Source organism: Methanoculleus sp. UBA374, from assembly GCA_002508705.1.
Classification (GTDB): Archaea; Halobacteriota; Methanomicrobia; order Methanomicrobiales; family Methanoculleaceae; genus Methanoculleus; species Methanoculleus palmolei.
In genome coordinates, this window is record DAYL01000013.1 from 76,125 (window position 1) to 101,724 (window position 25,600).

A 25,600-nucleotide genomic window follows, 5' to 3' on the forward strand; every position below is an offset into this window, starting at 1 on the left:
GTTTTCTCATCAGCTGAGACTCTGCTCGGGTGGTGATAGTCGGTGCCTCGGATAGTTTCAATCCCTATCGGGTTTTCTCATCAGCTGAGACCTCCCGCCCCGGAAGGTACGGGCGGGAAGTCTCGTTTCAATCCCTATCGGGTTTTCTCATCAGCTGAGACCATCCTCGATCCACTGGAGCCACAGGCCCGCCGGCGTTTCAATCCCTATCGGGTTTTCTCATCAGCTGAGACGGCCGAACGTCTGTTACCTGGAGGTCGGCAAACAGGTTTCAATCCCTATCGGGTTTTCTCATCAGCTGAGACGACGAGCGCCTGCAGCGGGTCGCGCTGGAGATCGAGGTTTCAATCCCTATCGGGTTTTCTCATCAGCTGAGACCAGTGTAGCCGCCTTCCCTGGCCGGGCTGTTCCTGTTTCAATCCCTATCGGGTTTTCTCATCAGCTGAGACCTCCGGATCGCGATCGTCCTGGCGCTCCTCCTCCTGTTTCAATCCCTATCGGGTTTTCTCATCAGCTGAGACGAAGAATTGGTGGTTCTGGCGTCTAGTCCTATCCGTGTTTCAATCCCTATCGGGTTTTCTCATCAGCTGAGACGATTCATGACAATCGCAGATGTGCAGGTGGTAATGTTTCAATCCCTATCGGGTTTTCTCATCAGCTGAGACTTGGCAGGTAGCCATACAGCCGTTTCCGGATCTCCAGGGTTCAATCCCTGTCGGGTTTTCTCATCAGCTGAGACGGACGCCCGGACCGGCCCCGATGTTCTCCAGCAAGTTTCAATCCCTATCGGGTTTTCTCATCAGCTGAGACGGATGACGAGCATCGGCTCCGATCTCACACTGAAGCTGTTTCAATCCCTATCGGGTTTTCTCATCAGCTGAGACTCTCATATGCCTCCAGGAGCGGCGTCGCGCGCGGGGGGTTTCAATCCCTATCGGGTTTTCTCATCAGCTGAGACCAGCCATCCGCGACGCCACGACAGCGGCCGAGAGTGTGTTTCAATCCCTATCGGGTTTTCTCATCAGCTGAGACCTTACTAACCCACTTTGGCACTTTCTCTGACTCTACGTTTCAATCCCTATCGGGTTTTCTCATCAGCTGAGACCTTCTCTACCCTGTATGATGGGACATGCGCCCTTAGTTTCAATCCCTATCGGGTTTTCTCATCAGCTGAGACTTCACGTGCGATCCCTACCAGATGGTCGACGAAGGGGTTTCAATCCCTATCGGGTTTTCTCATCAGCTGAGACCGAGAGCGCGGAACGTCTCCGCGAGGTCTTGTGGTTTCAATCCCTATCGGGTTTTCTCATCAGCTGAGACGGATGAGAGCCAGGAGATGTACTCGCACCTCAACGGGTTTCAATCCCTATCGGGTTTTCTCATCAGCTGAGACTCAAGATGTCGTTAAGAGTATTATCACTCATCCTTTGCTTCAATCCCTATCGGGTTTTCTCATCAGCTGAGACGGAGTTTAGGTTAAGGCAACTACGGTTTCCTTAACGTTTCAATCCCTATCGGGTTTTCTCATCAGCTGAGACTATTCTTACACTTTTCTTAACTTTTTCTCACTTTTAGTTTCAATCCCTATCGGGTTTTCTCATCAGCTGAGACTATTCTTTTTTTATTATATTATGATACTGTCCTTAGTTTCAATCCCTATCGGGTTTTCTCATCAGCTGAGACGCAGACCGGCTCACGGTGCGGCAGGTGATCTCCTCGATGTTTCAATCCCTATCGGGTTTTCTCATCAGCTGAGACACTTCTCGCCAAGCAGTAATGAGTCTTTGGAATCGTTTCAATCCCTATCGGGTTTTCTCATCAGCTGAGACACTCATCAGAGGGATTAAAACCTAAATCAATAGCAAAAGTTTCAATCCCTATCGGGTTTTCTCATCAGCTGAGACCTACAACTCCCTCTGACACTTTTTATCAAGAATCGTTTCAATCCCTATCGGGTTTTCTCATCAGCTGAGACTTCATCTCTGGCGATGCTGATCTTGATGAGACTGGTTTCAATCCCTATCGGGTTTTCTCATCAGCTGAGACGGGGATTTGCTCGATGACCGTCCTGCAATTCACCAAGTTTCAATCCCTATCGGGTTTTCTCATCAGCTGAGACGGTCGGAGTTGAAGGTCCTGGTCGTCGACCCCTGGTTTCAATCCCTATCGGGTTTTCTCATCAGCTGAGACGCCCGCCATCGACCGGAGCGAGCGAGAGGAACGGGTTTCAATCCCTATCGGGTTTTCTCATCAGCTGAGACACATGACTGACTCCCCATACGCGGACCAGTACAACGCGTTTCAATCCCTATCGGGTTTTCTCATCAGCTGAGACGGCGATCTCCTTGTTGATGCACCCTTCGCGGGCAGTTTCAATCCCTATCGGGTTTTCTCATCAGCTGAGACTGCGGGTAGTGGCGGGCGCGGTCGGGATACTCGGTGTTTCAATCCCTATCGGGTTTTCTCATCAGCTGAGACACCCCTTTAGGGGTGGGTAGTTGACAAGAGACAGGTTGTTTCAATCCCTATCGGGTTTTCTCATCAGCTGAGACATCACGCTCACGGGGGTGGAACGGTGATAACTACATGTTTCAATCCCTATCGGGTTTTCTCATCAGCTGAGACGTAGTCGGTGGCGGCGACTGGTGCGGAGAGTGTCAGTTTCAATCCCTATCGGGTTTTCTCATCAGCTGAGACGGAGTACCAGACCGTACCTGGTATCGGTGGAAGAGTTTCAATCCCTATCGGGTTTTCTCATCAGCTGAGACCTTCTTAATCGAGCGCATCAATGCCAGCCACCTCTGTTTCAATCCCTATCGGGTTTTCTCATCAGCTGAGACATCCGTCATCGTTACGGCCGTGTCAACGACCATCTGGTTTCAATCCCTATCGGGTTTTCTCATCAGCTGAGACGCTTCACTAACTACCCTGTTGTCCTGGGTAACCGGAGGTTTCAATCCCTATCGGGTTTTCTCATCAGCTGAGACGACTGTCCCGGGCACCACCTAGCGTTACCTCTATATGTTTCAATCCCTATCGGGTTTTCTCATCAGCTGAGACCCCGAAGTCTAACGGAAGCGTTCACGCGCTCGGAGTTTCAATCCCTATCGGGTTTTCTCATCAGCTGAGACCCACCGGTAGGTGCAGGGGACAGCAGCAGAAAATGGTAGTTTCAATCCCTATCGGGTTTTCTCATCAGCTGAGACCCAACGGGTTATGAGAGCCTCACAGACGGCCTCAGAGGGTTTCAATCCCTATCGGGTTTTCTCATCAGCTGAGACCAACATCACCGGTGCTCTCCCGGTCGGTCAGGAATAGTTTCAATCCCTATCGGGTTTTCTCATCAGCTGAGACACTGTTTCCCTCAGGGTTTCCCCGTCATCGAGAGCGGTTTCAATCCCTATCGGGTTTTCTCATCAGCTGAGACCTCCCCGTCCGCCCCCTCCTCCAGCGCCTCCAGGTTTCAATCCCTATCGGGTTTTCTCATCAGCTGAGACGATGACTGGTTTGCCTGTCAGTCACTCTTTGCTTCGGTTTCAATCCCTATCGGGTTTTCTCATCAGCTGAGACATTTAAAAGAGTTAGCCCGAGGCGTCGACGCTCAGAGTTTCAATCCCTATCGGGTTTTCTCATCAGCTGAGACCCCCGGCGATCGCCTTGCTGATCCCGTCGAATAGTTTCAATCCCTATCGGGTTTTCTCATCAGCTGAGACCCTTCTTTCTCTCCCCGCTCGACCAGGGCGATGATGTTTCAATCCCTATCGGGTTTTCTCATCAGCTGAGACGATCCTCGTCATCGGAATGTAGATATGCCTTGAAAGGTTTCAATCCCTATCGGGTTTTCTCATCAGCTGAGACTCATGGGGTCGGGCTCGGTCCAGCCATCCCGTAGGGGTTTCAATCCCTATCGGGTTTTCTCATCAGCTGAGACATGTAGTTGTAGGTCGCTCCCTTGTGACAGTACGGTTTCAATCCCTATCGGGTTTTCTCATCAGCTGAGACTAATGTTGTTTACTGGAATTATTTTATGGCCTCTTTGTTTCAATCCCTATCGGGTTTTCTCATCAGCTGAGACATAGGGGATTCTATTATCATTCGTGGTCGAGATGAAGTTTCAATCCCTATCGGGTTTTCTCATCAGCTGAGACTTGGAATACACGCGTTGTGCTCAATGCTGATGTTTGTGTTTCAATCCCTATCGGGTTTTCTCATCAGCTGAGACGGAGAACGCCCTGAAGGCGACCTGGCTCGAGTTCGGGTTTCAATCCCTATCGGGTTTTCTCATCAGCTGAGACTGAGGTTCAGTTCCAAAGCGTTCTGCAATCATATGTTTCAATCCCTATCGGGTTTTCTCATCAGCTGAGACGGGATAAGAAGAAACAAGAAGTAGTCAATCATGCTGTTTCAATCCCTATCGGGTTTTCTCATCAGCTGAGACTATTCTTTGTAACCCCTACACTTTTCTCAATACATCGTTTCAATCCCTATCGGGTTTTCTCATCAGCTGAGACACTGTTTCTACAGCAGCAACCACTTCTTCTTTTACAGGTTTCAATCCCTATCGGGTTTTCTCATCAGCTGAGACAGTTTCGGATGCTCTGCTGACGTATCAGTTTACGGAGTTTCAATCCCTATCGGGTTTTCTCATCAGCTGAGACGCTTGTCGTACCGGGATCCCGGCGGTCAGCCCGAGTTTCAATCCCTATCGGGTTTTCTCATCAGCTGAGACATCGGTTCATATCATGATTCGGTGACGAAGTATATGTTTCAATCCCTATCGGGTTTTCTCATCAGCTGAGACCCATGATAGCCATGAACCCATCGACCGTAAGACGTTTCAATCCCTATCGGGTTTTCTCATCAGCTGAGACACGCCTGGGCTCGGAAGGCGGGTCATCGTATCAGTGGTTTCAATCCCTATCGGGTTTTCTCATCAGCTGAGACCTCTTTGTCAACTTTAGGATAATGGTCACCTGGTATGTTTCAATCCCTATCGGGTTTTCTCATCAGCTGAGACCATCGGGACACGATAGATAGCCAGTTACCTCGTCGGTTTCAATCCCTATCGGGTTTTCTCATCAGCTGAGACATGTTTCTGCCAGGGACTTCAAGAAGTTTAGCAAGTTTCAATCCCTATCGGGTTTTCTCATCAGCTGAGACAGGGCGCCGGAGTCGCCGCCGCCGTCTGCTCGTTTGTTTCAATCCCTATCGGGTTTTCTCATCAGCTGAGACGGGGAACTCCCCATCTTTTGACAGGGTGATGTCAGCGCTTCAATCCCTATCGGGTTTTCTCATCAGCTGAGACATGGTCTACGAATACGATCCAGAGGTCGACGTCTATGTTTCAATCCCTATCGGGTTTTCTCATCAGCTGAGACGGGATGCGGCACGGGGTCTAGATCCGCCCAAACTGAGCTTCAATCCCTATCGGGTTTTCTCATCAGCTGAGACACCTGGAGCGTCTACCCCGGCGACCCCCTGATCATGCTTCAATCCCTATCGGGTTTTCTCATCAGCTGAGACCGCCCCCTATTTTGCCTGCAAAATCCAAACAAAGTCATGCATGGCACCGAACGGAGACGATCAAGTCATAGACGAATGGCGTACCCTGCCTATATTAACAGGCATGATCACTAAGATGTCTCATCATAGAGAGAAATTAATCTTTTGCTTACACCACATTGGAGAGCGATTCCGGCGACTGCTCCCCGAGTTCCTTTATCTTTCCAATACATCGGGTGCATAGTTCGTAGATCCGCACTCTGTCGTGAGGCCCGATGACCCCCCTGATCTTTTCCTCCATCTGAACCCTCTGCACATCCGTGATCTCAAGTTCAAAGATGCTATATTGCTTCCATGCACCATATCCCTCAAGAATCCTGAACACCCGATTTCTGATCTTGTCTTTTGAAATATCATAGGTCACCACCAGCCGCACATGCCTCACCTCATGAAAGCAAGAGGATGATAGACTTTCATCTCTCCCGTAATCGCCTTCCTGAAAAGTATCGCCTGCATGACTATCGCCTGCCTTCGAGACACCTGATACTTGAAGCCCGGATGTCTGAACTTCTCTTTCATATAGGAGTCGTATAAGGAGAGATATTTTTTAAAGGATGCGTCTTTCAGGTGGTTGTCCTCCTTGAAATCATCATGCGTGAGAATTCTCTGATTCACCAGCCTCAGAGCGAACGCGTCACAAAAGATCGGCCTGAACTCCTCCAGGAGGTCCAGAGCAAGGGCCGGTCTCCCATGACGATCCGTATGCATCACTCCAAGGAAGGGATCGAGGTTATACTGCCGCAGGGCTGAGATGACCTCGTTCATGACCATTGTATAGGTCAGAGAGAGAAGGGCATTGATATGATCTTCCGGAGGTCTACGTGTTCTTTTTTCAAATGTCCAGCCCTCTATAAGGCATTCGTTCAGGGCCGCAAAGTAGATTCCGGCGGCTTCCCCCTCTATACTGCGAAGCGCACCGATATCCTTTGCATCCGCGGCACTCTGTTCCAGTTCCTTCAATCTCCCAGGGGGAGGGACATGCTTTCTGGAGAGAAGAGTCCGGGAATTCCTGATCTTGCCGCCGATAATGGCACGGGCAATCTTGAGGGCCCGGATCCCAGTGCAGCCGTACTGGTGGCGGCGGACCTCGGCGATGGTATTGTGTACCGGGACAAAGCTTCCCTCGTACCGTCCGTAATATGTGAAGTAGTTCACGGCCATGCCCCGCTCCCGACACTTCGTGAGAACCGAAGAGGAGACCGATACGCTCCCGAAGACGTTGATCGTCCTCACCTTTTCTATTGGGAATGAAACCAAAACGTCCTTTTCACCCCAAGGTGTCACCGTGATCCTGCTTTCCTCTGCCCTGACACGGCTCTTCTGTGCCGCGACATAGACCACGTCATCGTTAAACATTCCCTCGGATGTCTTCACCACTCTGAATGCCTCGGCGCCATCCGCCGCGCGATCCGATTCTGACATAACCTAAGCTTCCTCCAGCAGGCGTGCCTCATAGGGCATACAGTAGGTGACCGCACTGCACTTCCTGCATTTGTTTGGATTATCCGCGAATGGCGGGATCTCGTCAACCCTCATGGACCGTATCTCCTCAACCGTCTTCATCACCTTCTCCCGGAGTAGATCGGTGATCTCTATTGGATGCCGTGCGTTGGTCTCGTAGAGATACAGGTATCCTATCGGCACCCGTTCCCCTAGATATTCCTCCAGCAACAGGGCGTACGCCGCCAATTGGACCAGATCGTTCTCGTAATATCTCGAACCATGCTTGCGCTCGACCGGGACGATAACATCGCCAGTCTTCTCAACGACATCGATTTTCCCGTGCATGTGGAGGTCTTCGGAACGGAGATAGACCTCCCGGTACCACCCGCCCCGTCGGCTCTGGCGATGGTGGAGGGCCCGGCCGTCGGCAAGGTAGACGTTCAACCCCTGTGTCTGGTAGAACATCAGGTAATAGAGCCGACGGGGGCAGTAGAGATACTGGTTGAGGTCTGAGATGTTGACGAGATCAGGATCACTCACAGAATCACCAGAACATTATTGAACCTTGATCACCTGATTATCCCACAGAATGACTTCTTCCGGGGCCAGCATCCGACTTGGATCGATGGAATATAGCAGGTCTCCAAGATACCTGATCAGAAACTTCTTCTGTCCAAGAGAATATCCCTGCAACGCCTGACTTGCGAGAGGCATAATTATGGCCTTTAGGGCCTCGCCATGTAGGGGATATTCAACCGGTTCGGGGATATATGGGAGAATTATCGCCTGAACAAAAGGTCCATCGATATCGCTCGAAATTTCTTCCAGTTCTATACCCTCTGAAGTCTCCCTGATCTCTACCGGTGTTCTGTTCAAAACAGAGAGGAGGTCATACACCGTCTGGCGGATTTCGTGCCCCCGCACGTATCTCACATTCCCTCGTAGTGCACGACCACGAAGACTCTGGCAGGCCTTCTTGATATCGTCGATAAAATACATCAATCGGTCCATGTCCCTATTCGCCAGGGCTGGATTCCGTTTATCCAATAGTCTAAAGAAAGCCTTCCATATGGCATATCTTGGTCCATCATCAGGCGATGAGAAATATCCCTCAAGATCTTCTTCCCTGCGGTTGTATTGATCTATGGCCAACGCCTGGCGGAACGTAAAGAGATTTTTCACCTTATCGGCATTGAGAGAATAATCCGCAGAGATTCCCTTCATGGTCTCTATAAATTCTGGATAACTGATAACACCCTGGGGAAAGAGGTGTTCGATTCCTTTCCGCGTGAAGAGATAACATTCTGCGGGTTCGCGACGGGCGGCCCGCCCGAACCGCTGGACAAACGAATCAATGGTATATCCTTCCTCCATAAAGAGCAGCGAGATGGGATAGTCAAGGCCGACCTCGCTTTTATTTGTCGAAATCAGGATCGGCTTTGTTAAATTTGGCTTCTCTCCGATCTGATTTGTATCATAACCATTATCCTTTTCAGACAACGCATAGACCTCAGGACATTCCTGATACAACCTGCGGAAGAATTGGTTGCTGTCCCGCACACTGTCAAAGATCAGGAGGATGGACGGTTCCCCACCTCTTACGCCCTTGAGAGCGGACTGCAGAACTTGTACAACCTCTGTAAAGTGGTCAAGGATCTTCCCTTGATAGAAAGAGACATCTGTCTTATACCGGATCTTGCTCCCTTCCACTGGATCGTCGTTCTTCATAGGTCTGGCGCGGACCTCGGCGACGGATGGAGGAAGCCGCTCCTCACCGATCCGAACGAGGTTCTGAAGGAGAGTGATGATCTCATCCTTTGGGGTAGCAGAGCTTAGGACAACCCTGTTGTAGCACCCGTTCTGAAAGAGTGCGATCTGCATCAGAATGCCGCTCACCTCAAATTCCTGATAGGCATGGAATTCATCGTACACCACATAAGAGAACTGCCTGAACGCATCGAGAAGGTTCTCTTCCGGATTATTATACATCCGCCCGATTATTGCCTGGAAGATGTCAGGGTTTGTTAAAATGATGTCATGCCGGGCGATGAATCCCCAGAGTTCATTGCTCCGTTCAGAGCCCTTTAGGTGCAGATCCTTTGATGATAATGTCGCAGCAGAGTATCCTCTCTTTCTGAAACGCTCCATCTGGCTTGCGATGAGGGCATTTGTTGGATAGAGGAGCAGGACCTTCTCCTCTTCTTTGAGAAGGTACTCAAAGCAGGAGGTCTTCCCGGCTCCAGTTGGGGCGACAAGATGGATAACATCCGCGTTCCCCTCCTGGATACACTCGATGAAATCCTGCTGGAATTGCCTGAGCCGCTGGGAACCGTCTCCGCCGTCAGGACCGAGTGGGATATAGACTTCATCAACAGTCGTCATTGTCAGGCAGCCATGATCTGCGGAACGAGGACGTCTTCGACAAATTTTACATCGACATCAAGGAAGTGATGGTCCCGGTAATCGCTCCCGCGGACAAGGGTGCTTGCATGATTGTAAATATCGATAAGAGAGATAGCGCCCTCGTCGCCGTTCCGTCCCGAAGGGACCCCATAGACGTCGTGCAACATGAACAGGTTCAGACAGACCGTTTTGGGGTTGGCGGTCTTTTTTAATCGCACTTCTCCGCTCCGTCGGATTCCCATTGTCAGCAGGAGATCATCTGGCAGTGGTTCGCGAGACCACACGGTGAACAAGAACTTGCTTCCCGGTGCAAGGCCTATGTACCGCCTGACTTTGTTAAGCCCTACTTTTTTTCTTTTCAAATCTGGATCTAGGTCCATATCTTTTAGATTTTTGAATTCATCTTTTGCAATAATGGTCATGTTTCGCTCTGAAAGATATTCGGTACTTTTGAATGTCTCTTCAGTATAGACTAGATTCAAAGGGACACCATCGGTTACAAAGAGTTCCGTAGACGCCAGTTCTTCATACTGGTGTTGATATGCCTCTTTCCCGTAGAGAAAATATCGCTTTTTGAGGAGACCTAATGAATATCCGAGTGCGTACGACAGAGCCGTGCTACTCAGGATATCACCGGTTCGGATTAATGTACCTTCACTCGCCGCATAAAAGAGGGGGGAGTGGAGTTCTGCAACATAGGTCGTCGTTTCCATGATCATTCACCGGATCAGAGAATTGTTCGCCCTCACGCAGCCTTTTTAGGCTCCGCTGTTTTTTTCTCTTTAGTTTTCTTCTCCTTCTCCACTGTTTTCAGCCCCTCCTCCCTGAGAATTACGAGGGCTTCCCTTAACACATTCGAACTGGCCGCTTCTTTTCGTTCGCAGACATTGATCGCGTTAGTAAGCCACTCCGGAAATTTGTTGAAAGCAATGTTTTCAGACACTTCCTTGAATCCTTCCTTGACAAAGACATCCCAATCTGCCCTTTTATGCTCCATAATATAGGAGGCCAATATGGCCTTAATATCGTCCACAGAAAGGTTCTCTGCATCTGAAGGAATGTGATCCAGGATCATCTCTCCGCAACTCAACGATGAGTCGGAAGGGGATTGAATGCATCCGATGATTTCATTCCTGATATTTCGGCCGGTACGCGTTTCACGTGCGCCATACCGGCTGGTGTTCAGGATGTTGTGGAGGAGGTACAGAAACATCTCCTTTGTCCCTGCTTCAAGGGTAACGAAATGCACGAAGTGTGTACCTGGTTGGACTTTCGTAGGACTGAACAGGGCTTCTGACTGGCCTCCTTCCGCATTACGCATTGTGCCGCTCTCATAAAGGGCGTTATGTACCTCTTTGTTCATGAGATCGTACCGCTCAAGACTGTAAGTATATCCTTCAATGACTCGGCTCTTCTGGGAATATGTTGCCCGCGACACAGTCCCGGCAAGACCATAGGTCAGCATGTCGGCAGTCTGAGATTTTTCCAGATCTGAAAGCGGTTCATTGTAGGTGTACTCCGGGGTGATGATGTCTCCATCATCATCCAACTCACGGCACAGATTCAGGCCGGTAAGGCGCTCTTTGCTTACGAACTTCTCTCCGTTGACCTGTGCGTGCAGAACCCCGGAGAACTCTTGGGTCTCTGCCCGTTCAAGATCTGAATTCCTGAAAAGGGTGGGATCAGTTACTGTCCGTAGTACGATCAATGTAGTCGTTGGCCGTGCACGACGATAGATCTCGTAGTTCCCAACAAACCCTACATCGGGGATAGATTCTTTCAGTTCATTCCAGTTCATATCATTTGCCATTTTACTCATCCTTCCTTGTCACGAGAATATACTCAAATTCATAGAGATCTGTGAGGGAGTTCTCCCATGTTACGATACCATTCGCACTCCAGAGTTTCTTATTTTTCAGGTAATCAGAAACACTGCTGACAAAATCCAAGCATTCTGCAGGGATATCCTTCCCCTGCTTTTTGCTGTACTGCTCACGGAGTACATCTTTCATGACCTCTGCAGACGCGAACCGCACCGTTTCGTCGTCGGAGAATCCCTGTGCAAGAGCATTCATCAGCGATTCAAGGGTTGTGCGGAAGATCTTCACTTTTTTGTGCGTCCCGCCAAAGCGGTGCGTGCCAAAGAGTGCTGCTCCTTTCTGTGCAATTTCTTTCATTTCCATATCATCATCTCGGAACAATGCATTCAACTCATCTCCGTGGGAAACGACCCACGATTCGAAATTTTCAACTTGTTTTTTTGCAAATGGGATTACAGAAATCGGTTTGAACTCCTGGACCTGGTACAGTCCTTTAAGTGGATTAAGGCGATTGATGAGATCCAGTTGTGCGTTTCTCAATCTGGCCTCTGAGAACGATGTAATTTTGTCAAGTTCGAGCGTCTTTTCAAGCCGGGTCGGCATTTCGTTGTAGAATACACATTTCTGCATCTTGACTGTCGAATAGGGAGCGGTCACGACACACCGGCATCCGGCAGCGGTGCACATCTTCAGTGCCGTATGGATGGCTCGTGTTCTCCATGTAGTTTTGCTTGCACGGTCAGGCTTTTTGCTCCTTTTTTTAGGGACCCGAATTGCCATCGGCTTGATGTGGAAGGGTGTTCGGAAGTCACCGAGAGTGAAACTTATCCCCCACTTATCAGGTTTAGTCGTACTTGCATGGATGGCGACACGAGAGAGCGGAGCTCGAAAGGCGTCGAGATTGGCAAACGTGTAGTCGAAGTAAAAGTAAAAGAACAACAGATCTTCCTGGGTATTGCACGAACTCTTTTCGACCAACTGGTTTAGCAATAGGAATTCAATCTGGCATATGTCACAGTACCGTTTGTATTGATCCTGGAGGGTTGTACTCTTGGTAAATCCTCCAGACTGAATGAAATGAGTTCCAGGCTTGTAATCCCGGTGTGCTGGTGCTCCGCACATGAAACAAACGTCTGTCCCTCCCTCTGGAGATGGTAGATCCAGACAGGCCAGTTCATCATTATTCAGGAATTGGATTGTCTGAATTAAGGGATCAAGGACAGAACACTCTTGACTTAACAGAGCTTGCAGGATTTTTGTGACTACGGGATGTAATTGCAAAAGTTCGTCCTTCAATTCATCAGAACGCTGTATAATTTCATGAACAGAGTATGCCTTGCATTTCTGTCCGCCTATGCCAATTGTATCTGCAAAATGCTGTCGGATATTGCCTATCTTTCTAAGTGCAAGGAGTGAGTGTTGGTCAGTGAATTCAGATTCTATTTTGGGGAAAGATGTCCAGTCACTCCCACGCTTGTCACTGTAAATAAAATACGAAAGACAGGCAATCGCTTCCTGCATGCGGGTGTCTGTAGGATAGGTTGTTTTACCAAGAGCACTTAAAAGACCAGATTCTGTTCTTTCACGAACAGAATTCAGAAATAATTTATAACGAGTGTCTCCATCAAGAGGTATTGACATAAGCGGCGCAATATTGAATTTCCGATCGGAGATATCGGGCTTAGGTTCAATATTCTGGATTAACTCTTCCTCAATCAGGGACTTGAGCGCATGCAGATCAAGGGTGACTTGCTCTGGAGCAAGATACAAAATCCCATGTGGTGAGAGAAGAAGCGGGATGCCGCCGCCATCAGTAATTGCTCTCTTTACACTCCGGTAGATGATCTGGGAGAAAAGCTGTTGCGGGATGTCTGGGAGAACAATATGATGTGCGTCAAATCCTTGTGTTGATAATTTTTTGCAAATTTCTGGGAGGGAATATTCTGTTTTCCCCCAACTGGCAACTTTATCCCCGATCTTTACGAAAGGTAGGAGTTTTCCAAACTTTGGACGACTATATCTTGACTCATGGTCTGCCTCGTCTGATTCCTGTGCATGCTGGACGAGGAATACAATGTCATCGAGATATTTGTTCCACTCTGGGAAATAGTGCTTGAGCTGAAACGGATCGGTCTCAAAATATTTTTCGATCAGGGAACGGTAGTTCCCATTTATCTTCGCCCCAGATTTCTCATTCCAGAATTTCTGAACGTCGTGGAGTGTCAGGGCGATACAGAGCATTTTTACATTGAACGTTTTGATGGAATGGTGGTTGACCTGCTGCTGATTATAGAGGTACAACGTCGCCCCAGTTAAGACCGCAGTAATGACATGTGCCGGAAAACTGACGCCCCGAATATATTTTGCATCAAATTGAGCTGATTCTCGGAATAAGTCTGAAACAACTGTTGATATGTAGTCGGTTAGGTAAGGTCTAATGGCCTCATATACATCTGGAGTTTCCTGTATCAGCCGTTCAAGTTCTTCATCTGTTTGAGGAAGTATCTCAATGATTTTATCGTCTTCCATTGTTTCCCTCTTTAATCATGGTACTAACCTGACCACATCCCCGTGCAACACTACTCCCCACTCCGCTGAAAGGTGCAAACAATGAAAGAAGAGTGACGGCATTTCTGAACGCGGCGGGGGCGTCAGGTGTAACCAGATACTTACAATCACAGATAAAGCCCTGTTTGAAGATTGGGCGCGGGTGATCTCTCTTGATATCATGCACCGTATTTACGAGGACACTGTAGGTCTGATAGGATTCGGGTTCTGGTTTCTCTATGAGATACCTTCCAAAATCATCCTGATCAATTCCCATCTGCAGCCCTTCAAGGCAGACTTGGTTCCATTTCGAGAGAAGGGAGTGAAACACCGCACCTCGGTGCGGAAACATCTCTGTAACTCTACTATTCCTAAATTGAATGCATGTAGGGGTCAGAAATCTGAACGCCAGTACGGGACATTTGTACTTCGTAACTTCGGCAAACATCCCAGGATAAGTCAGGGATCTTTTTTCTACCTTCTCGATGAGGAGTGATCCCTGATCAAGTGATATTGCTGTGTCCGGTCGGAAGAGTGACAGAATCAGGGACTCATAAATCTCTTCTTCTCGGGGATCACTGATTCCTATCCGAATTTTGTAGGATGCATTTGGGCTGAGACGTTTATGTCCTGACCTGCGCCCCCCTGAAAAATCTCCAATCAACCCACTCACCGATATTGAGTGCAATGGCGTTTCGTGGATGTGAAGGCTGATCTTTTCATCTGTATTCTGGATAAAGGACAGAATTGAAGAGTATATCTGATATCCATCACTATGTGGAACTTCGAATCCATTCTCTGGCCGCACGGTGATGGAGATCTGATGCATAATCTACCATTTATGTCGAATTATATAAACATTTTGACGTTTTTCATGTCGATTTTTTCAAAAATACGGATTTTAATTTGTTGATTTTCATCACTATGCATATATATGAATGTGATTGAATTCTCTTTTAATGAAAACATATCTCTCCCCACTTGGGTTTGACACGTCTCATCTCATCTCATTGATCGCCAGATGGGGTATTGAAGAGGGAGACCGAATCTGTCTGATTAGACCGGAATATGGTGAAGATGTGCGGGCCGAGCGAGCCATTGATGATGTCAGGGTGATGGGCCAGAAGATCAGCAGCGATATCAGAGTAGATGTCCTTAAAATTGCCACTCGAAGTATTGAGGAGATGACCTTAACGCTCATGGATGAAATTTGTACATCGACGCCTCCGGCCCTACCGGAGGGGTATCTGATAGTAAATCTCTCTGGCGGTCCACGTGAAGTACTTGTCGCACTCACCACCGCTACACTTATGCTCTCGTCACGCATTCGTCAGTGTGCAATTTACTCGGATATTACGCGGGAAATTGAAACATTCATGCCACCGCGCCTTCCCGTTTTGCTCGATGAAAGAACCCTCCAGACATTGGCCGATGTCGCCATGCACAACCCAACATCTATTTCTGAAATTGCTGAGAGAATTCACGTTTCTGAGAGCACGGCATCACGGGTTTGTGCGAAGCTTGTGTCTATGAATATGATCGAAGTGCAACAAATTAAGAGAACTAAAGTTATAACACTCCTATTTGGCGGGAAAATTATGCTCAAAGTTGGAGGAGTAGAGCCTTTGCCTCTCTAAATCGTACTGGTATCCGCAACACACTCCTCTTGGCTCGATGCTGGTAGACCACATACGATTGGGAGAGAAGTGATGCTCTCAGTGATCGTCGTGCCAAAGTAACTGATCTCCAGACACAGTTCCAGTAACTTGGAATCCGGTCGTCCTTCAACTTGCAGATCCCTGGGGGATGTGGCGGGCAGATGTGAAAGCCCGAGCACTTTCTGCGGGAATTTGATCGTGAACAACTTCTATCCCACCATGGTCGCAGTCTTCAGGGTGGAGACTGCCCTTTGTCATCTCTTTGCCTCACTGATCTCGCCGTTGATCACACCACATGGTTACAGGTGCGATGGCTGTGAAGTTTGACCCAATACTCGAATGCCCGCTCTCATACGCTTTTCTGAAAAGGGTGGAGAGGGTGTCATGACTTGATCCGATTGGGAGAGCATACCCCGGTTTCTGTCAGTTTGTGGCTGTGGAAAAATGACACCTACATACGGGTTTGAGACATGAGGGTATTTCTCCTTCAAGGCTCTTCAGGCCGTTTGACGGGCCACGAAGTTGAGATCTCTGTCATTGTCAGCCGCCCTTGAGGATTCCCTCTGCGTCATATGCTGGAGTACCCCCTATGCAGAGAGCCCATCCTCTAGGTGTTTGACGGGGAGACAGATCGGCCTGTTCACCCGGATGGTGATGCCGCGCGCGGTCTGTTGTCCTGTGGTGAGGGGGCGCCGCCTTCGGTGAGGCACCCCTCAGTGGGGAGGGTGGTTGACGGAGTGGTGCGCAGACCAGTTTTGGTCGGACAAGAACTGTGGTCCCCTTAAGGGGAGGTAAAGCGGCTGAACCTACGATACGGATTAGGAATCACGGAATTTAACGGTTTAAGAAAAGAATCGAGATGTTTCGTTTAAAACGCTGAGGGGGAGATTTGAACTCCCGAGGGGCTCAACGCCCCACGGGCTTTCCAGGCCCGCGCCCTACCGGTCTAGACTACCTCAGCACAATGTGCATCAGTAGTTGGCGACATACGCTATTAATAATATCTCCCCGGGGGCTTTTCCTTCCCTTACGCCCCGGCATCTTTTACGTGTTTCTTCCATCCCCCGGGATAGGTGCCGGGCTGCATCAGGACGACGGTGGGGGCGACGACGAGCCCGGGTTCTCCGGGTTTCAGCGCCGACGAACCGACGAGGGCCTTCCCGAGCCCCACCAGCTCGTCGCGCTCCGTCATGATCGCGACCGTCTCGCCCTTTCCAAACCCTCCTTCCTTTGCCGTGACCCCCACCCCGGCGAGCACCGCGCCGTGGCAGACGGCGTCGACCGCGGTGTCGCGGACGACGACCTTCGGGAGGTCGGGGACGGCGGCTTCCGGGAGGCGGATCATTCCCCGGAGGGGCCCGGGATTGCCCGCCCGGGCTGCTGCAGCGGCATCGGCGAGTTCGTGGAGCGAGACGGCGACGCGTTCGTCGAATGGTCCCGAGCGTATCCTCCGGAGTTCTTCCATGTGGGCGCAGACCCCGAGGGCGTAGCCCAGGTGAACGCAGAGCGTCCGGATGTAGGTCCCGGCGTCGCATCTGACCCGGAAGAGGACGAGCCTGCCCTCCATATCCAGGACCTCGATCTCCTGGATCTTCCTGATCCTGAGGCTGCGCTTCACCGCGCTCTTTCTGGGGGGCCGCTGGTATATCCGGCCGGTGAACTCCGCCGCCGCCCGGTCCACGGCCTCCCGGGATACGTCGCCGTGGAGTCGCATCAGACAGACGTACTCCTTGTTGTGCGAGAGGAGGACCGGGGCGAGTCTGACGGCGGCGCCGAACATGACGATGAGCACCCCGGAGACCTGCGGGTCGAGCGTTCCGGCGTGGCCCACCCGCCGCCCGAGGATATTCCCGACCCAGGCGGTCACCTGGTGGCTGCTCGGCCCCCGGGGCTTGTCGACGACGACGATCCCGGCTTCCGGGATGGGGAGGTCCTGACCGGTCACCCGTCTCACCGGCCTTCCCGGTAGCGGTTCAGCGCCTCAAGGGTTCCTGCGAGCGACCCGTCCCCGACGACCGCCGGAGGGTGTCCCCCGGCCCGCATCGCGTCGGCGGTGACGTCGCCGATGGCGACGAGGAGGAGGCCGTCGCGGGGCCGCCACCGTGCTTCCCGGTAAGACATGGCGCTTGTGAAGAGGACCGCGTCGGCGTCCTCAAGCACGAGTTCGGCTCCCGTGGGGACGAGCGCGTAGACCCGCTCCTCCCGAACCGTCCCGCCCGCCCGGGCTATTGCGTCGAGGAGGCCCGGGTTCGGGACATCTGCCCGCGGGATTCCGACCGTCCGGCCCCGGAGCCAGTCGCCGAGGTAGGGGACGAAGTCCCGGGAGTAGAACGAGGGGAGGACCTCGGCCTCGATCCCCGATTCCCGGAGGACCTCGGCGGTCTTCGGTCCGATGGCGATCACCCGGGGCCACCGTTCGAGTTTCGGTCCGATGATCGCCGCAGGGAGGGCGCTTGAGAAGAAAAGACAGTCGAATTCGCCGTGGTTGACGGCTTCAACGAACGCGGTGACCCTGTCTGTCCGCAGTTCCGCCCGGAGCGGCGAGACCGTGTAGCAGTCATGGCCGTAGGAAGCGCAGAGGGCGCGGTCTCCCGTCGCCTTGTTTTCAAGCCGGGTGATGGCGATCTTCATGGTCACAACGTTCGTCACGGCGGAATATGACTGTATCGGAGAGCTCAATCCGGTTGATTTATCGCTTCCGTCTCCGACCGGTGATCAGCGTGCTCATCAGTATCATACTGGGCGCCGTCGTCGGCATCGTGTTCGGCGCCGTGAGCGGTCTCGTTCCCGGCATCCATGCAAACACCGTGGCAGGGGTCCTTCTCTCGCTCCAGGCGTTTCTCCTTGTCTGGTTCGACCCGGTGGTCATTGCCTCGGCCATGTTTTCCGTCCTCGTTACGCATACGTTTCTCGACAACGTCCCGGGTACGTTCCTCGGTATTCCTGATGCCGATACTTCCCTCGCGGTCCTTCCGGCGCATGCCCTCTGCCTCGAGGGGCGGGGGGAGGAGGCCGTCCGGATATCGGCCCTCGGGAGCGCCGCCGGCGTTGTTCTCTCCCTCCCGCTCGCGCTGGCCTTCGTCCTGGTCCTCCCCGCTCTCCAGCCGGCGATTGACTGGGGCATCGGCCTCGTCATCCTCGCGGTTGCGGGCTACCTCATCGTCGTCTCCGAGTCGCCGGGGTGGGCACTCGCCGTCTTCTCGGTCTCGGGGGTTCTTGGCCTCTTCTCTCTCGGCTACTCGTTCCTTGCCTGGCCGACGGGCGGTGAGTCCGGGGTGCTGATGCCCCTCCTCTCCGGGCTCTTCGGGATCGCGGTCCTCCTCCAGGCATCGCACGGGTTAATGCCCGTACAGCACTTCTCGGGGATCGACCTTCCAGAGGGCGCTCTCCGGCGTGGCTCCATCCTCGGTTCGGTCGCGGGGGCGCTTGTCGGCTGGCTTCCTGGCCTCTCGAGCGCCACGGCAAACGCTCTCCTGACCTCGGTCGTCGGCTACGACTCCAATCCGCGCGAATACATCCTTGCAACCAGCGCCGCGAACACCGTGAACGCCTTCCTCGGGCTTGCAGCGTTTTACGCCATATCGCGGACACGGAGCGGTGTCATGGCGGCGATCTCGGCGCTCGAAGAGATCCCGCCGGCGACCGCCATCCTCCTATCCGGTGCGATCGCCGCGGTCGGAGCCTACCTCCTGACCGTCCGCCTCTCACGTGCAGCCGGGTGGTTCTCGGGCATCAATATCACGAGGCTCAACTACGGCGTCATTGTCTTCGTCGCCATCCTCTCCTTCATCCTCTGCGGTCCGTTCGGGGTCTTCGTCCTCCTCCTGGCGACGGTGGTCGGCTACGTCCCGACCCTGGTCAACATCCGCCGGGTCTACTGCATGGGGGCGATCATGGTCCCGGTGATGGTCTACTCCTTCAGCCTCGCCTGACCCTGTCGGGGTTCTCTTATATCGACTGACTCCCAATACCGTAACCATGCTACAGCGCTACTGGTTCGGAGACGTCGATGAAGAAGGATGCCGGGCCGCCGGCACCGATCCGGCCGCTCTCGCCGAGCGGGCGGCCGCGCTCCGCACCGGTATGGACTCTTTCATCCCCATCGACTGGGAGGTTGCCCGGGACTGCGGGGTCGTCCGGACCCGGGAGGAGTACGTCGCCCTGCTTCGTTCCGTCTGCACCATCCTTGCCCGGGAGAAGGTTTCCCGCTCCTACCAGGGCCGGGACGTCGAGCTTCTCCAGATGGTCAGGATGCTCGATGAACTCGACAACGTCGTCAATCTGCTCCAGGAGCGTGCTGCGGAGTGGTACCAGGTCACGAACCCGTCGTTCTCCCGGAAGTACCGGTCTCTCCCGGCGAAGAAGATGCTCGGGATCATCCGGAATGGGGCACGGGGCGGTCTATCGGACATCTCCGGGGAGATCGAGCGGCTCACCGCGGCGAGGGGCCGCCTGATGAGGGAGGTCTCGGCCCGGGCCGACGAGGTGCTGCCGAACACAAGCGCCCTCATCGGGGGGCTGGTCGCGGCCCGTCTCCTCTCCCGCGCGGGGGGGCTCGCCGCTCTCGCGAAGATGCCGGGAAGCACCATCCAGGTCCTCGGCTCGGAGCGGGCGCTCTTCTCGCATCTCCGGGGCGGGACGCCGCCGCCGAAGCACGGGATCATCTTCCAGCACCGCCGGGTCCACAACGCCCCAAAAGAAGTGCGCGGAAGGGTGGCCCGGGTGCTCGCGGCGAAACTCGCCATCGCCGCCCGGCTCGACTACTTCCGGGGAGAGGCGGTACCGGAGTTCCTCAAGGATGCCCAGGCCCGGATCGACGCTGCGGGGGATGCCGCATGATCCGGCTTGGGAACGTGCTCGTCTCGCCCGGGGAGGGCGGGGTCTACGGCGAACGGACGCTCGACGGGTACCGTGTCTGGGACCCCTACCGGAGCAAGCTTGCGGCGCTCTACACCCTCGGCGGCGGCGTGGAACTCACTCCCGGGATGCGGGTGCTCTACCTCGGTGCGGCGAACGGGACCACGGTATCGCACGTCGCCGACTACGTCGAGACCGTCTATGCGGTGGAGTTTGCACCCCGGCCGATGCAGGACCTTCTTGAGGTGGCCCGCCGGAGGAAGAATATCGTCCCGATTATGGCCGACGCGAACCGGCCGGAGGAGTATGCGCCGTTCATGGAGGCGGTCGACCTGGTTTACCAGGACGTTGCACAGCCAAACCAGGTCGAGATCGCGGAGCGAAACCTGATTTTTCTCAAACCGGGCGGGTACCTTGTCCTGATGCTCAAGACCCGGAGCGTGGACGTCCGGCGGGAACCGGCCGAGGTGCTCGCGGAGGCCCGGGTCGGGCTTCTGCGGCGTCTTGATGTTGTGGATATCCGGTGGCTTGAGCCCTACCACCAGGACCATGCTGCGATCATCTGCACTCTCCGGAGTAGTATATATTAAAGAGGAGGGCGACTTCTTCACATGGACCGGGTAGTCTTCAATCCGTTCTCTCCGTTCGTGCTCTTCCTCCTCTTCGGGCTGTTCATCTTCTTTCTCTTTGCCGTCGTCATCTTCCCGGTGATCTTCCTGACGGCGATCGGGGCGACGTTTGCAAAGCTCGGGTTCTCCTGGTGGCAGGCGTTCCTCATCCTTCTCATGACGCTTGCCGGGAGTTTCATCAATATCCCGGTCCGGACGCTTGAAAGCCGGCCGGCATCGTCGGTTTACAACCGGTATGTCGCGTTTTACGGGCGATTCTACCGAATTCCTCAGCCGGTGCAGCGGACGGTCATTGCGGTCAACGTCGGCGGCGCCGTGATCCCGGTCGCGATATCGCTCTACCTGCTCTATGATTCGGTCGTGATCAGCGGGGGCTACCTGCTTCTCTGGCTCGCCCTCGTCGGGGTTGTGGTCGTGACGGCCGTAACGAAACTCGTCGCCCGTCCGGTGCCGGGTCTCGGGATCGCGACGCCGTTCTTCATCCCGCCGCTTGCGGCGCTCCTTGCAGCTCTCTCCCTCTCACTCTTTGCGGGCGGCGTCCCGGCCGCGGCGGTGATCATCGCCTACGTGAGCGGGACGCTCGGCACCCTGATCGGGGCGGACCTCCTGAACCTCAACCGCATTGCGGATCTCGGGGCGCCGATGGCGAGCATCGGCGGGGCGGGGACGTTCGACGGGATCTTTCTCTCCGGTCTCCTTGCGGCGTTGCTTGCATGAGGGGGTCCTTCGACCGGTCGTGATTTTTTGCTATAGGGGTTCCCGGCACTCAAGGCGTCATCCGGCACCGGGGTATGGCTCCCTTCGAGGGGAGAACGGTATGGCTCCGCTACTTTTCTCTCACCGATTGCAGAACGTGTTCAATCTCCTGCCTGAAGAGAGCAAAGTCGCCGATATGCTCGTTGAGGATTGAGAAGGCAAGAGCATCGTCGATTGCGCCGTAGCGGTGCACGACAATGTTCCGGAACCCTTTCATCGCCTTCAGGTTCTGTCGCGTCCCCGGGGCAAGCACCCCGTGCTGCACGAGGTTCCCGAGGATATCCTCATCGGTGCCGGGGACACCGAGATGGAGGTCAGCATTTAGAATTGCACATACATCAAATACGTCCTCGATGGCATATTCGACCCGTTTGTAGATGCCGTCCTTCACGATGCCGAGCCGCTCGAACGAATCGACGGAGTCGGGGAGGTGTTCTTTGACCATGTCGACACTCTCTGTCATCTCCTGGAGTTTGATACGGATTATCGCATCCCGGACCTTGTCCGTCACGCCATAGCCTCCTTGCCGATGTAATCATACAATCGGTGCTTGAAATCATCGAATTCCCGGATCGTCTGATACGCGACGTCGTAGAGGAACCGCTCGTCGGGACAGTAGATTACCTTTCCGCGGAGGACTTCCGTCCGGACATAGAGCGGCAGGAAAGAGAAGATCTGGATGTCGTAGCGGTCATCGAAAAGTTCGGAGAGCGCTGCAAACCGGAATCGGGCTGCCTCCTCACGGTCCCCGTCGTAGTAAATACAGAGATCGATGTCTGATCCTTCCCTCGCCCGCCCTTCGGCGACGGAGCCGTAGAGGATGATGAAGCGGACCCTCTCGAACCCCTCAATGGCCTTGAGCCGCTCAAGCGCATGCCGGACAAAACGATCCACTTTTTCTCACACTGCCCGGAAGTTCTTTAGGTTCTAGATGGGGATCGCTCTCACATTAACGTTTCCTGCGGTGGGGGCTGGACCGGGCTGGTCGTCTGTCCCATTCCCTTCATAAGACCAATATCGCCACCCGGGCTTCCCTCAGGCAATCGTTCAGCCTCACAACCACAAAATAAGGTGAAGTGAACCGCTACCTGACGAGCCGGCTCCATTCTTCACGGGATATGCCTGCCTGCCGGAGGATGCGCACGAGCAGGTCGACGCTGATCTCTGACCGGTGGGTGTTTGGGATGGTCAGAACGAGATCTCCTTTCACCATGAATGGGTGTCTGCCTCCCCGACACGTTCCCTCGAATCCAGGAGCCTGAAGGTTCTTCACAGGTTGGTTCCATGAGATGGGTCTCTATGCTCCGGCACCCATATCCACTCTGACGATCTCTCCCACCGTGCGACCGGCGATCGGAGGTATCGGGAGGCCGCGCCGGAGCCGTATGATCAACCATTCGTCGATGACGTCGGCAAGGTTTCTTCTGCACTCTTCCAGCGTCCTGCCGGTTGCAAAGACCCCGGGAAGTTCCGGGATCTCTCCGTAATACGGTTCGTCGTCCTCGATGATCTCGTAGTTGGCGTGTTCAAGTGCCGCGTTGATATACTCAAGGATCATTGTATACCGCAATGTGATTGCCCCCGCATATAGGGTTTCGCTTTCCCTGGTCGAGCGGGATCACGACTGCTGCTATTGGTCTATCCTACCTTAGTGTTGGGGTGTGAGGGCATGGATTCACTCCCCGGCATACTCCTCCCGGAGGCGGGTGAAGACCCGCACCTGCCGGGTGTAGATCGCCGTTGCGTTCCGTTTGTACTCGAGCGTCGTCGGGACGGCGGGATACCGCCGGAGCCGGGAGAAGATTCTCGCAAGGTCGAGGCCGCCGTCGGGATGGTCGAGTTCGAGGTGCTCGTCGGTGATCGAGCCGCGCCGCATGTTCGAGAGATGGTGGAGGGTCACGCTGAGGTCCTCGAACCGTTTCAGTTCCTCCGTAAAGGAGAGACGGCGGTAGTTTGCGGTGCAGGCGAGGTGAGGGAAGTCGAGGCAGAATCGGGTGATTCTATCGTCTGCAAGGGCCGCAAGTTCTTCTGCGGTGTTCCCGAGGAAGGGACGCCCGGCGTGGACCGCGGGGAGGTTCTCGAGGGTGAACCGAGGATCGTTGTAGCGGTCGAGGAACCCGGCGAATCCTTCAACGGTCTCGGCGCGCCCTCCGGGTTTGTACCTCCCCGCGTGGAGGACGATCGTCTCCGCGCCGAGGACGTCGGCGGCTTCGAAGGTCTGGCTCACGGCCTCCTCGATGTACGCCGTGATCTCGCCCCGCGGCCGGTCGTCGTAGGCGGCGGGGGCGCAGGGGTTGACGCCGTGGCTGTGGTGGGGCGCATGGACGATCGAAGGGATGCCTGCCGCGGCGACCCGGTCGAGGTGTTCCTGGAAGAGAGGACGGGGCAGGGGGACAGCCTGCACCTGGATATGCTGGATTGCACCCTCTTCGTAGAGTTTCGAGAGAAAGGCGAGCGTTTCCGGGTCGTCGAGCCGTACTGTGCAGCCGAGGTTGTAGTCAGGCAATGGCATATCTCCCTCTGATGCGTGGGGCCGCAGTTATCATCAGGATACCGGCGGGATGAAGGGAGTTCGTGCGTTTGAAGGGTGGTAATCCCGCGAACTTCGCGTGCAACCGGAGCGCCACCCCTACAACCGTTGTCTCACACCTGTTCGTAGAGATACTGACGATCCGCTTCAGGTACTGCAAAAAAGGTTCGACCCTCAGATGGGTAGTAGCCCGGAGCAGATTCGAACTGCTGTCGCGAGATCCAGAGTCTCGCATGATTGACCGCTACACTACCGGGCTATTGGGCTCTAAAATGTTGTTTGTGAATCCTAATTAACCTGACGGCCCGGCATCATATCTTTGACGCGCGCGGGCACTTTCCGCAGGCGCGGCAGACCTCGGCGACAGGCTGGATCTCGGCGCCGGATTTGCAGAACGGTTCGATGTCGTTCGCATCCCGCCGGTAGTACACGTGCGGGACGAGCGCAATGTGGGTATAGCGCCCGCAGGCTACCCCGAGTCGGTCGGCGATCGCTCTCTGGAGGCGGACGAGCGCGTACATGTTCGCGCCGGCTGCGGAGAGAATGTCGTTGCTCCGGAAGACGACCTTCATCTGGAGTTTTCCGTTCCGGAGGAGGCACTGGACAAGCTGCAGGCAGGGGCAGTCGTCGAGGTTCTCGTCGATGACCGGGTTCCAGGTGACCGCGACCGCCCGCCGGGAGTTCGCGGCGGCGGCGAGTTTTCGGGAGATGTAGGCGATCTGGTCGACGTGGACGTCTTCGCCCTCCGTAGCGAGCCGTTCGCCCCAGTCGAAGAGTCGCCGGTGGTAGTCATACTCGAACTTCGCGTCGGAGCCGGAGAGGAGATTCTCGGCGTAGGCATCCAGGAACCGCTGCTGGAATCGGGAGGCGGGGCTCACCATCGGCTCGCTCTCCGGCGACTCCACGTCGAGCGCAAGTTCCTCGCACTCGATCGTTGCTTCGTCGTTCTCGGTCTCCAGCGCCCATCCCTTTTCGAGGACGGTCCTGACCGCCAGTTCGTGTGCCCGTGCGAGCGTGGGGGCCCGAATGATCCGCATAGGGAGTAGTTGGCGGGCCGGGGTAGAAAAGGCTCCGCACTAAGGGGGGTCTGATATATAGATGCTCCGGCAACGATGCCGGTCGGGGTTGCCGCCGGGGTCGGGGTGAGGGGGGGAATTTCGGCGTCCCCTGCCGCTGGCGGTACTGACCGGGTGCGGGTCCTTGGGTGCGATACGCGATGGTGCGGGCGCCGGGGTTGCCGCCGGGGTCCGGCGCTTTTCGCTTTTTCCGGAGTAAGGTTTTTATCCTCATAAACCAATGGAACGCGGTGATCCGGGAATGAACCGGAATCCAGGTGAATTCGGGGCGTTTTCCCGTGTTGTGGTGCCTATCAGGGACGCCAGATCCCCGGTCGAC

At 54.1% G+C, this 25,600-nt stretch carries 21 protein-coding genes, 2 tRNA genes and 1 CRISPR repeat array (1 of these 24 running past the window's edge); of the genes, 5 read left to right on the top strand and 18 right to left on the bottom strand.

The features are described 5' to 3' along the window. Positions 1-5,523: direct repeats of the CRISPR family, unit length 37 nt; unit sequence GTTTCAATCCCTATCGGGTTTTCTCATCAGCTGAGAC; it begins 7,049 nt to the left of the window's first position. Positions 5,524-5,671: 148 nt separating this feature from the next. The 8 genes from cas2 to cas6 are packed head-to-tail and all read right to left on the bottom strand — an operon-like array spanning position 5,672 to position 14,604. Continuing rightward, positions 5,672-5,929, bottom strand: coding sequence for a CRISPR-associated endonuclease Cas2 (gene cas2, locus BRA42_RS03830; protein WP_292410779.1), 258 nt, complete (start codon positions 5,927-5,929; stop codon positions 5,672-5,674). 14 nt (positions 5,930-5,943) lie between these two features. Beyond that, positions 5,944-6,984: a type I-D CRISPR-associated endonuclease Cas1d gene (gene cas1d / locus BRA42_RS03835; RefSeq protein WP_342771122.1), complete on the bottom strand. Its 1,041-nt coding sequence runs from the start codon at positions 6,982-6,984 to the stop codon at positions 5,944-5,946. Positions 6,985-6,987: 3 nt separating this feature from the next. Next, a complete protein-coding gene (gene cas4 / locus BRA42_RS03840) occupies positions 6,988-7,545 on the bottom strand; it encodes a CRISPR-associated protein Cas4 (RefSeq protein WP_342771121.1) in 558 nt (185 codons plus the stop codon). Between the two features lie 15 nt (positions 7,546-7,560). Then, positions 7,561-9,387, bottom strand: coding sequence for a type I-D CRISPR-associated helicase Cas3' (gene cas3, locus BRA42_RS03845; RefSeq protein WP_342771120.1), 1,827 nt, complete (start codon positions 9,385-9,387; stop codon positions 7,561-7,563). 2 nt (positions 9,388-9,389) lie between these two features. After that, the gene (locus BRA42_RS03850; RefSeq protein ID WP_342771119.1) at positions 9,390-10,121 is read right to left on the bottom strand and encodes a hypothetical protein; all 732 of its coding nucleotides are present in this window, start codon (positions 10,119-10,121) and stop codon (positions 9,390-9,392) included. A 32-nt stretch (positions 10,122-10,153) separates the two neighbouring features. Next, entirely contained in the window at positions 10,154-11,218 is a 1,065-nt protein-coding gene (cas7d, locus tag BRA42_RS03855) for a type I-D CRISPR-associated protein Cas7/Csc2 (RefSeq protein ID WP_342771118.1), read from the bottom strand. A gap of 1 nt (position 11,219) precedes the next feature. Continuing rightward, positions 11,220-13,757 carry a hypothetical protein gene (locus BRA42_RS03860; RefSeq protein WP_342771117.1) on the bottom strand — a complete coding sequence of 846 codons (2,538 nt, stop codon included), beginning with the start codon at positions 13,755-13,757 and terminating at the stop codon, positions 11,220-11,222. Next, the gene (cas6, locus tag BRA42_RS03865; protein ID WP_342771116.1) at positions 13,744-14,604 is read right to left on the bottom strand and encodes a CRISPR system precrRNA processing endoribonuclease RAMP protein Cas6; all 861 of its coding nucleotides are present in this window, start codon (positions 14,602-14,604) and stop codon (positions 13,744-13,746) included. Before cas6 ends, BRA42_RS03860 begins: the two co-directional genes overlap by 14 nt. Positions 14,605-14,734: 130 nt before the next feature. Here cas6 and csa3 point away from each other — a divergent pair, with 130 nt between their 5' ends. Then, complete coding sequence (gene csa3 / locus BRA42_RS03870; protein WP_342771115.1) at positions 14,735-15,412, top strand: CRISPR-associated CARF protein Csa3; 678 nt, start codon at positions 14,735-14,737, stop codon at positions 15,410-15,412. Positions 15,413-16,307: 895 nt separating this feature from the next. On the opposite strand, the gene BRA42_RS03875 is transcribed toward csa3, so the two are convergent. The 3 genes from BRA42_RS03875 to BRA42_RS03885 all read right to left on the bottom strand — a co-directional run bounded on the left by BRA42_RS03875 (position 16,308) and on the right by BRA42_RS03885 (position 18,064). Beyond that, positions 16,308-16,394: transfer RNA gene (locus tag BRA42_RS03875), tRNA-Ser, on the bottom strand. Positions 16,395-16,460: 66 nt separating this feature from the next. Next, a complete protein-coding gene (locus BRA42_RS03880) occupies positions 16,461-17,378 on the bottom strand; it encodes an RNA-guided pseudouridylation complex pseudouridine synthase subunit Cbf5 (protein ID WP_342770234.1) in 918 nt (305 codons plus the stop codon). A gap of 5 nt (positions 17,379-17,383) precedes the next feature. Next, a complete protein-coding gene (locus tag BRA42_RS03885; RefSeq protein WP_342771114.1) occupies positions 17,384-18,064 on the bottom strand; it encodes a uroporphyrinogen-III synthase in 681 nt (226 codons plus the stop codon). An 89-nt stretch (positions 18,065-18,153) separates the two neighbouring features. On the opposite strand from BRA42_RS03885, the gene BRA42_RS03890 reads away from it, so the two are divergent. Genes BRA42_RS03890 through BRA42_RS03905 form a run of 4 tightly spaced genes read left to right on the top strand, consistent with a single transcriptional unit; the run spans position 18,154 to position 21,636 of the window. Beyond that, complete coding sequence (locus BRA42_RS03890) at positions 18,154-19,365, top strand: tripartite tricarboxylate transporter permease (protein WP_342771113.1); 1,212 nt, start codon at positions 18,154-18,156, stop codon at positions 19,363-19,365. Between the two features lie 46 nt (positions 19,366-19,411). Next, positions 19,412-20,272 carry an RNA-processing protein gene (locus tag BRA42_RS03895; protein WP_342771112.1) on the top strand — a complete coding sequence of 287 codons (861 nt, stop codon included), beginning with the start codon at positions 19,412-19,414 and terminating at the stop codon, positions 20,270-20,272. Then, positions 20,269-20,880, top strand: a complete 612-nt coding sequence (locus BRA42_RS03900; RefSeq protein ID WP_292409940.1) for a fibrillarin-like rRNA/tRNA 2'-O-methyltransferase — start codon at positions 20,269-20,271, stop codon at positions 20,878-20,880. Before BRA42_RS03895 ends, BRA42_RS03900 begins: the two co-directional genes overlap by 4 nt. 21 nt (positions 20,881-20,901) lie before the next feature. Next, on the top strand, positions 20,902-21,636 hold the full coding sequence (locus BRA42_RS03905) for a DUF1614 domain-containing protein (RefSeq protein WP_292409942.1): 735 nt from the start codon (positions 20,902-20,904) through the stop codon (positions 21,634-21,636). Positions 21,637-21,745: 109 nt separating this feature from the next. Here the strand turns inward: BRA42_RS03905 and hepT are convergent, their stop codons facing one another. The 7 genes from hepT to BRA42_RS03940 all read right to left on the bottom strand — a co-directional run bounded on the left by hepT (position 21,746) and on the right by BRA42_RS03940 (position 25,242). Next, positions 21,746-22,186: a type VII toxin-antitoxin system HepT family RNase toxin gene (gene hepT, locus BRA42_RS03910; protein WP_292409943.1), complete on the bottom strand. Its 441-nt coding sequence runs from the start codon at positions 22,184-22,186 to the stop codon at positions 21,746-21,748. After that, positions 22,183-22,569 (bottom strand): type VII toxin-antitoxin system MntA family adenylyltransferase antitoxin, encoded by a 387-nt coding sequence (gene mntA / locus BRA42_RS03915; RefSeq protein WP_342685848.1) that lies wholly within the window; start codon positions 22,567-22,569, stop codon positions 22,183-22,185. The genes hepT and mntA overlap by 4 nt, the downstream gene beginning before the upstream one ends. Positions 22,570-22,759: 190 nt before the next feature. Continuing rightward, on the bottom strand, positions 22,760-22,948 hold the full coding sequence (locus BRA42_RS03920; RefSeq protein WP_292409948.1) for a type II toxin-antitoxin system HicA family toxin: 189 nt from the start codon (positions 22,946-22,948) through the stop codon (positions 22,760-22,762). A gap of 24 nt (positions 22,949-22,972) precedes the next feature. Continuing rightward, positions 22,973-23,233: a type II toxin-antitoxin system HicB family antitoxin gene (locus BRA42_RS03925; protein WP_292409949.1), complete on the bottom strand. Its 261-nt coding sequence runs from the start codon at positions 23,231-23,233 to the stop codon at positions 22,973-22,975. 117 nt (positions 23,234-23,350) lie between these two features. After that, complete coding sequence (locus BRA42_RS03930; protein WP_394339243.1) at positions 23,351-24,181, bottom strand: TIM barrel protein; 831 nt, start codon at positions 24,179-24,181, stop codon at positions 23,351-23,353. A gap of 210 nt (positions 24,182-24,391) precedes the next feature. Further along, positions 24,392-24,464, bottom strand: a tRNA-Gln gene (locus BRA42_RS03935). Between the two features lie 52 nt (positions 24,465-24,516). Further along, entirely contained in the window at positions 24,517-25,242 is a 726-nt protein-coding gene (locus tag BRA42_RS03940) for a thymidylate synthase (RefSeq protein ID WP_342770454.1), read from the bottom strand. Between the last annotated feature and the right edge of the window lie 358 nt (positions 25,243-25,600).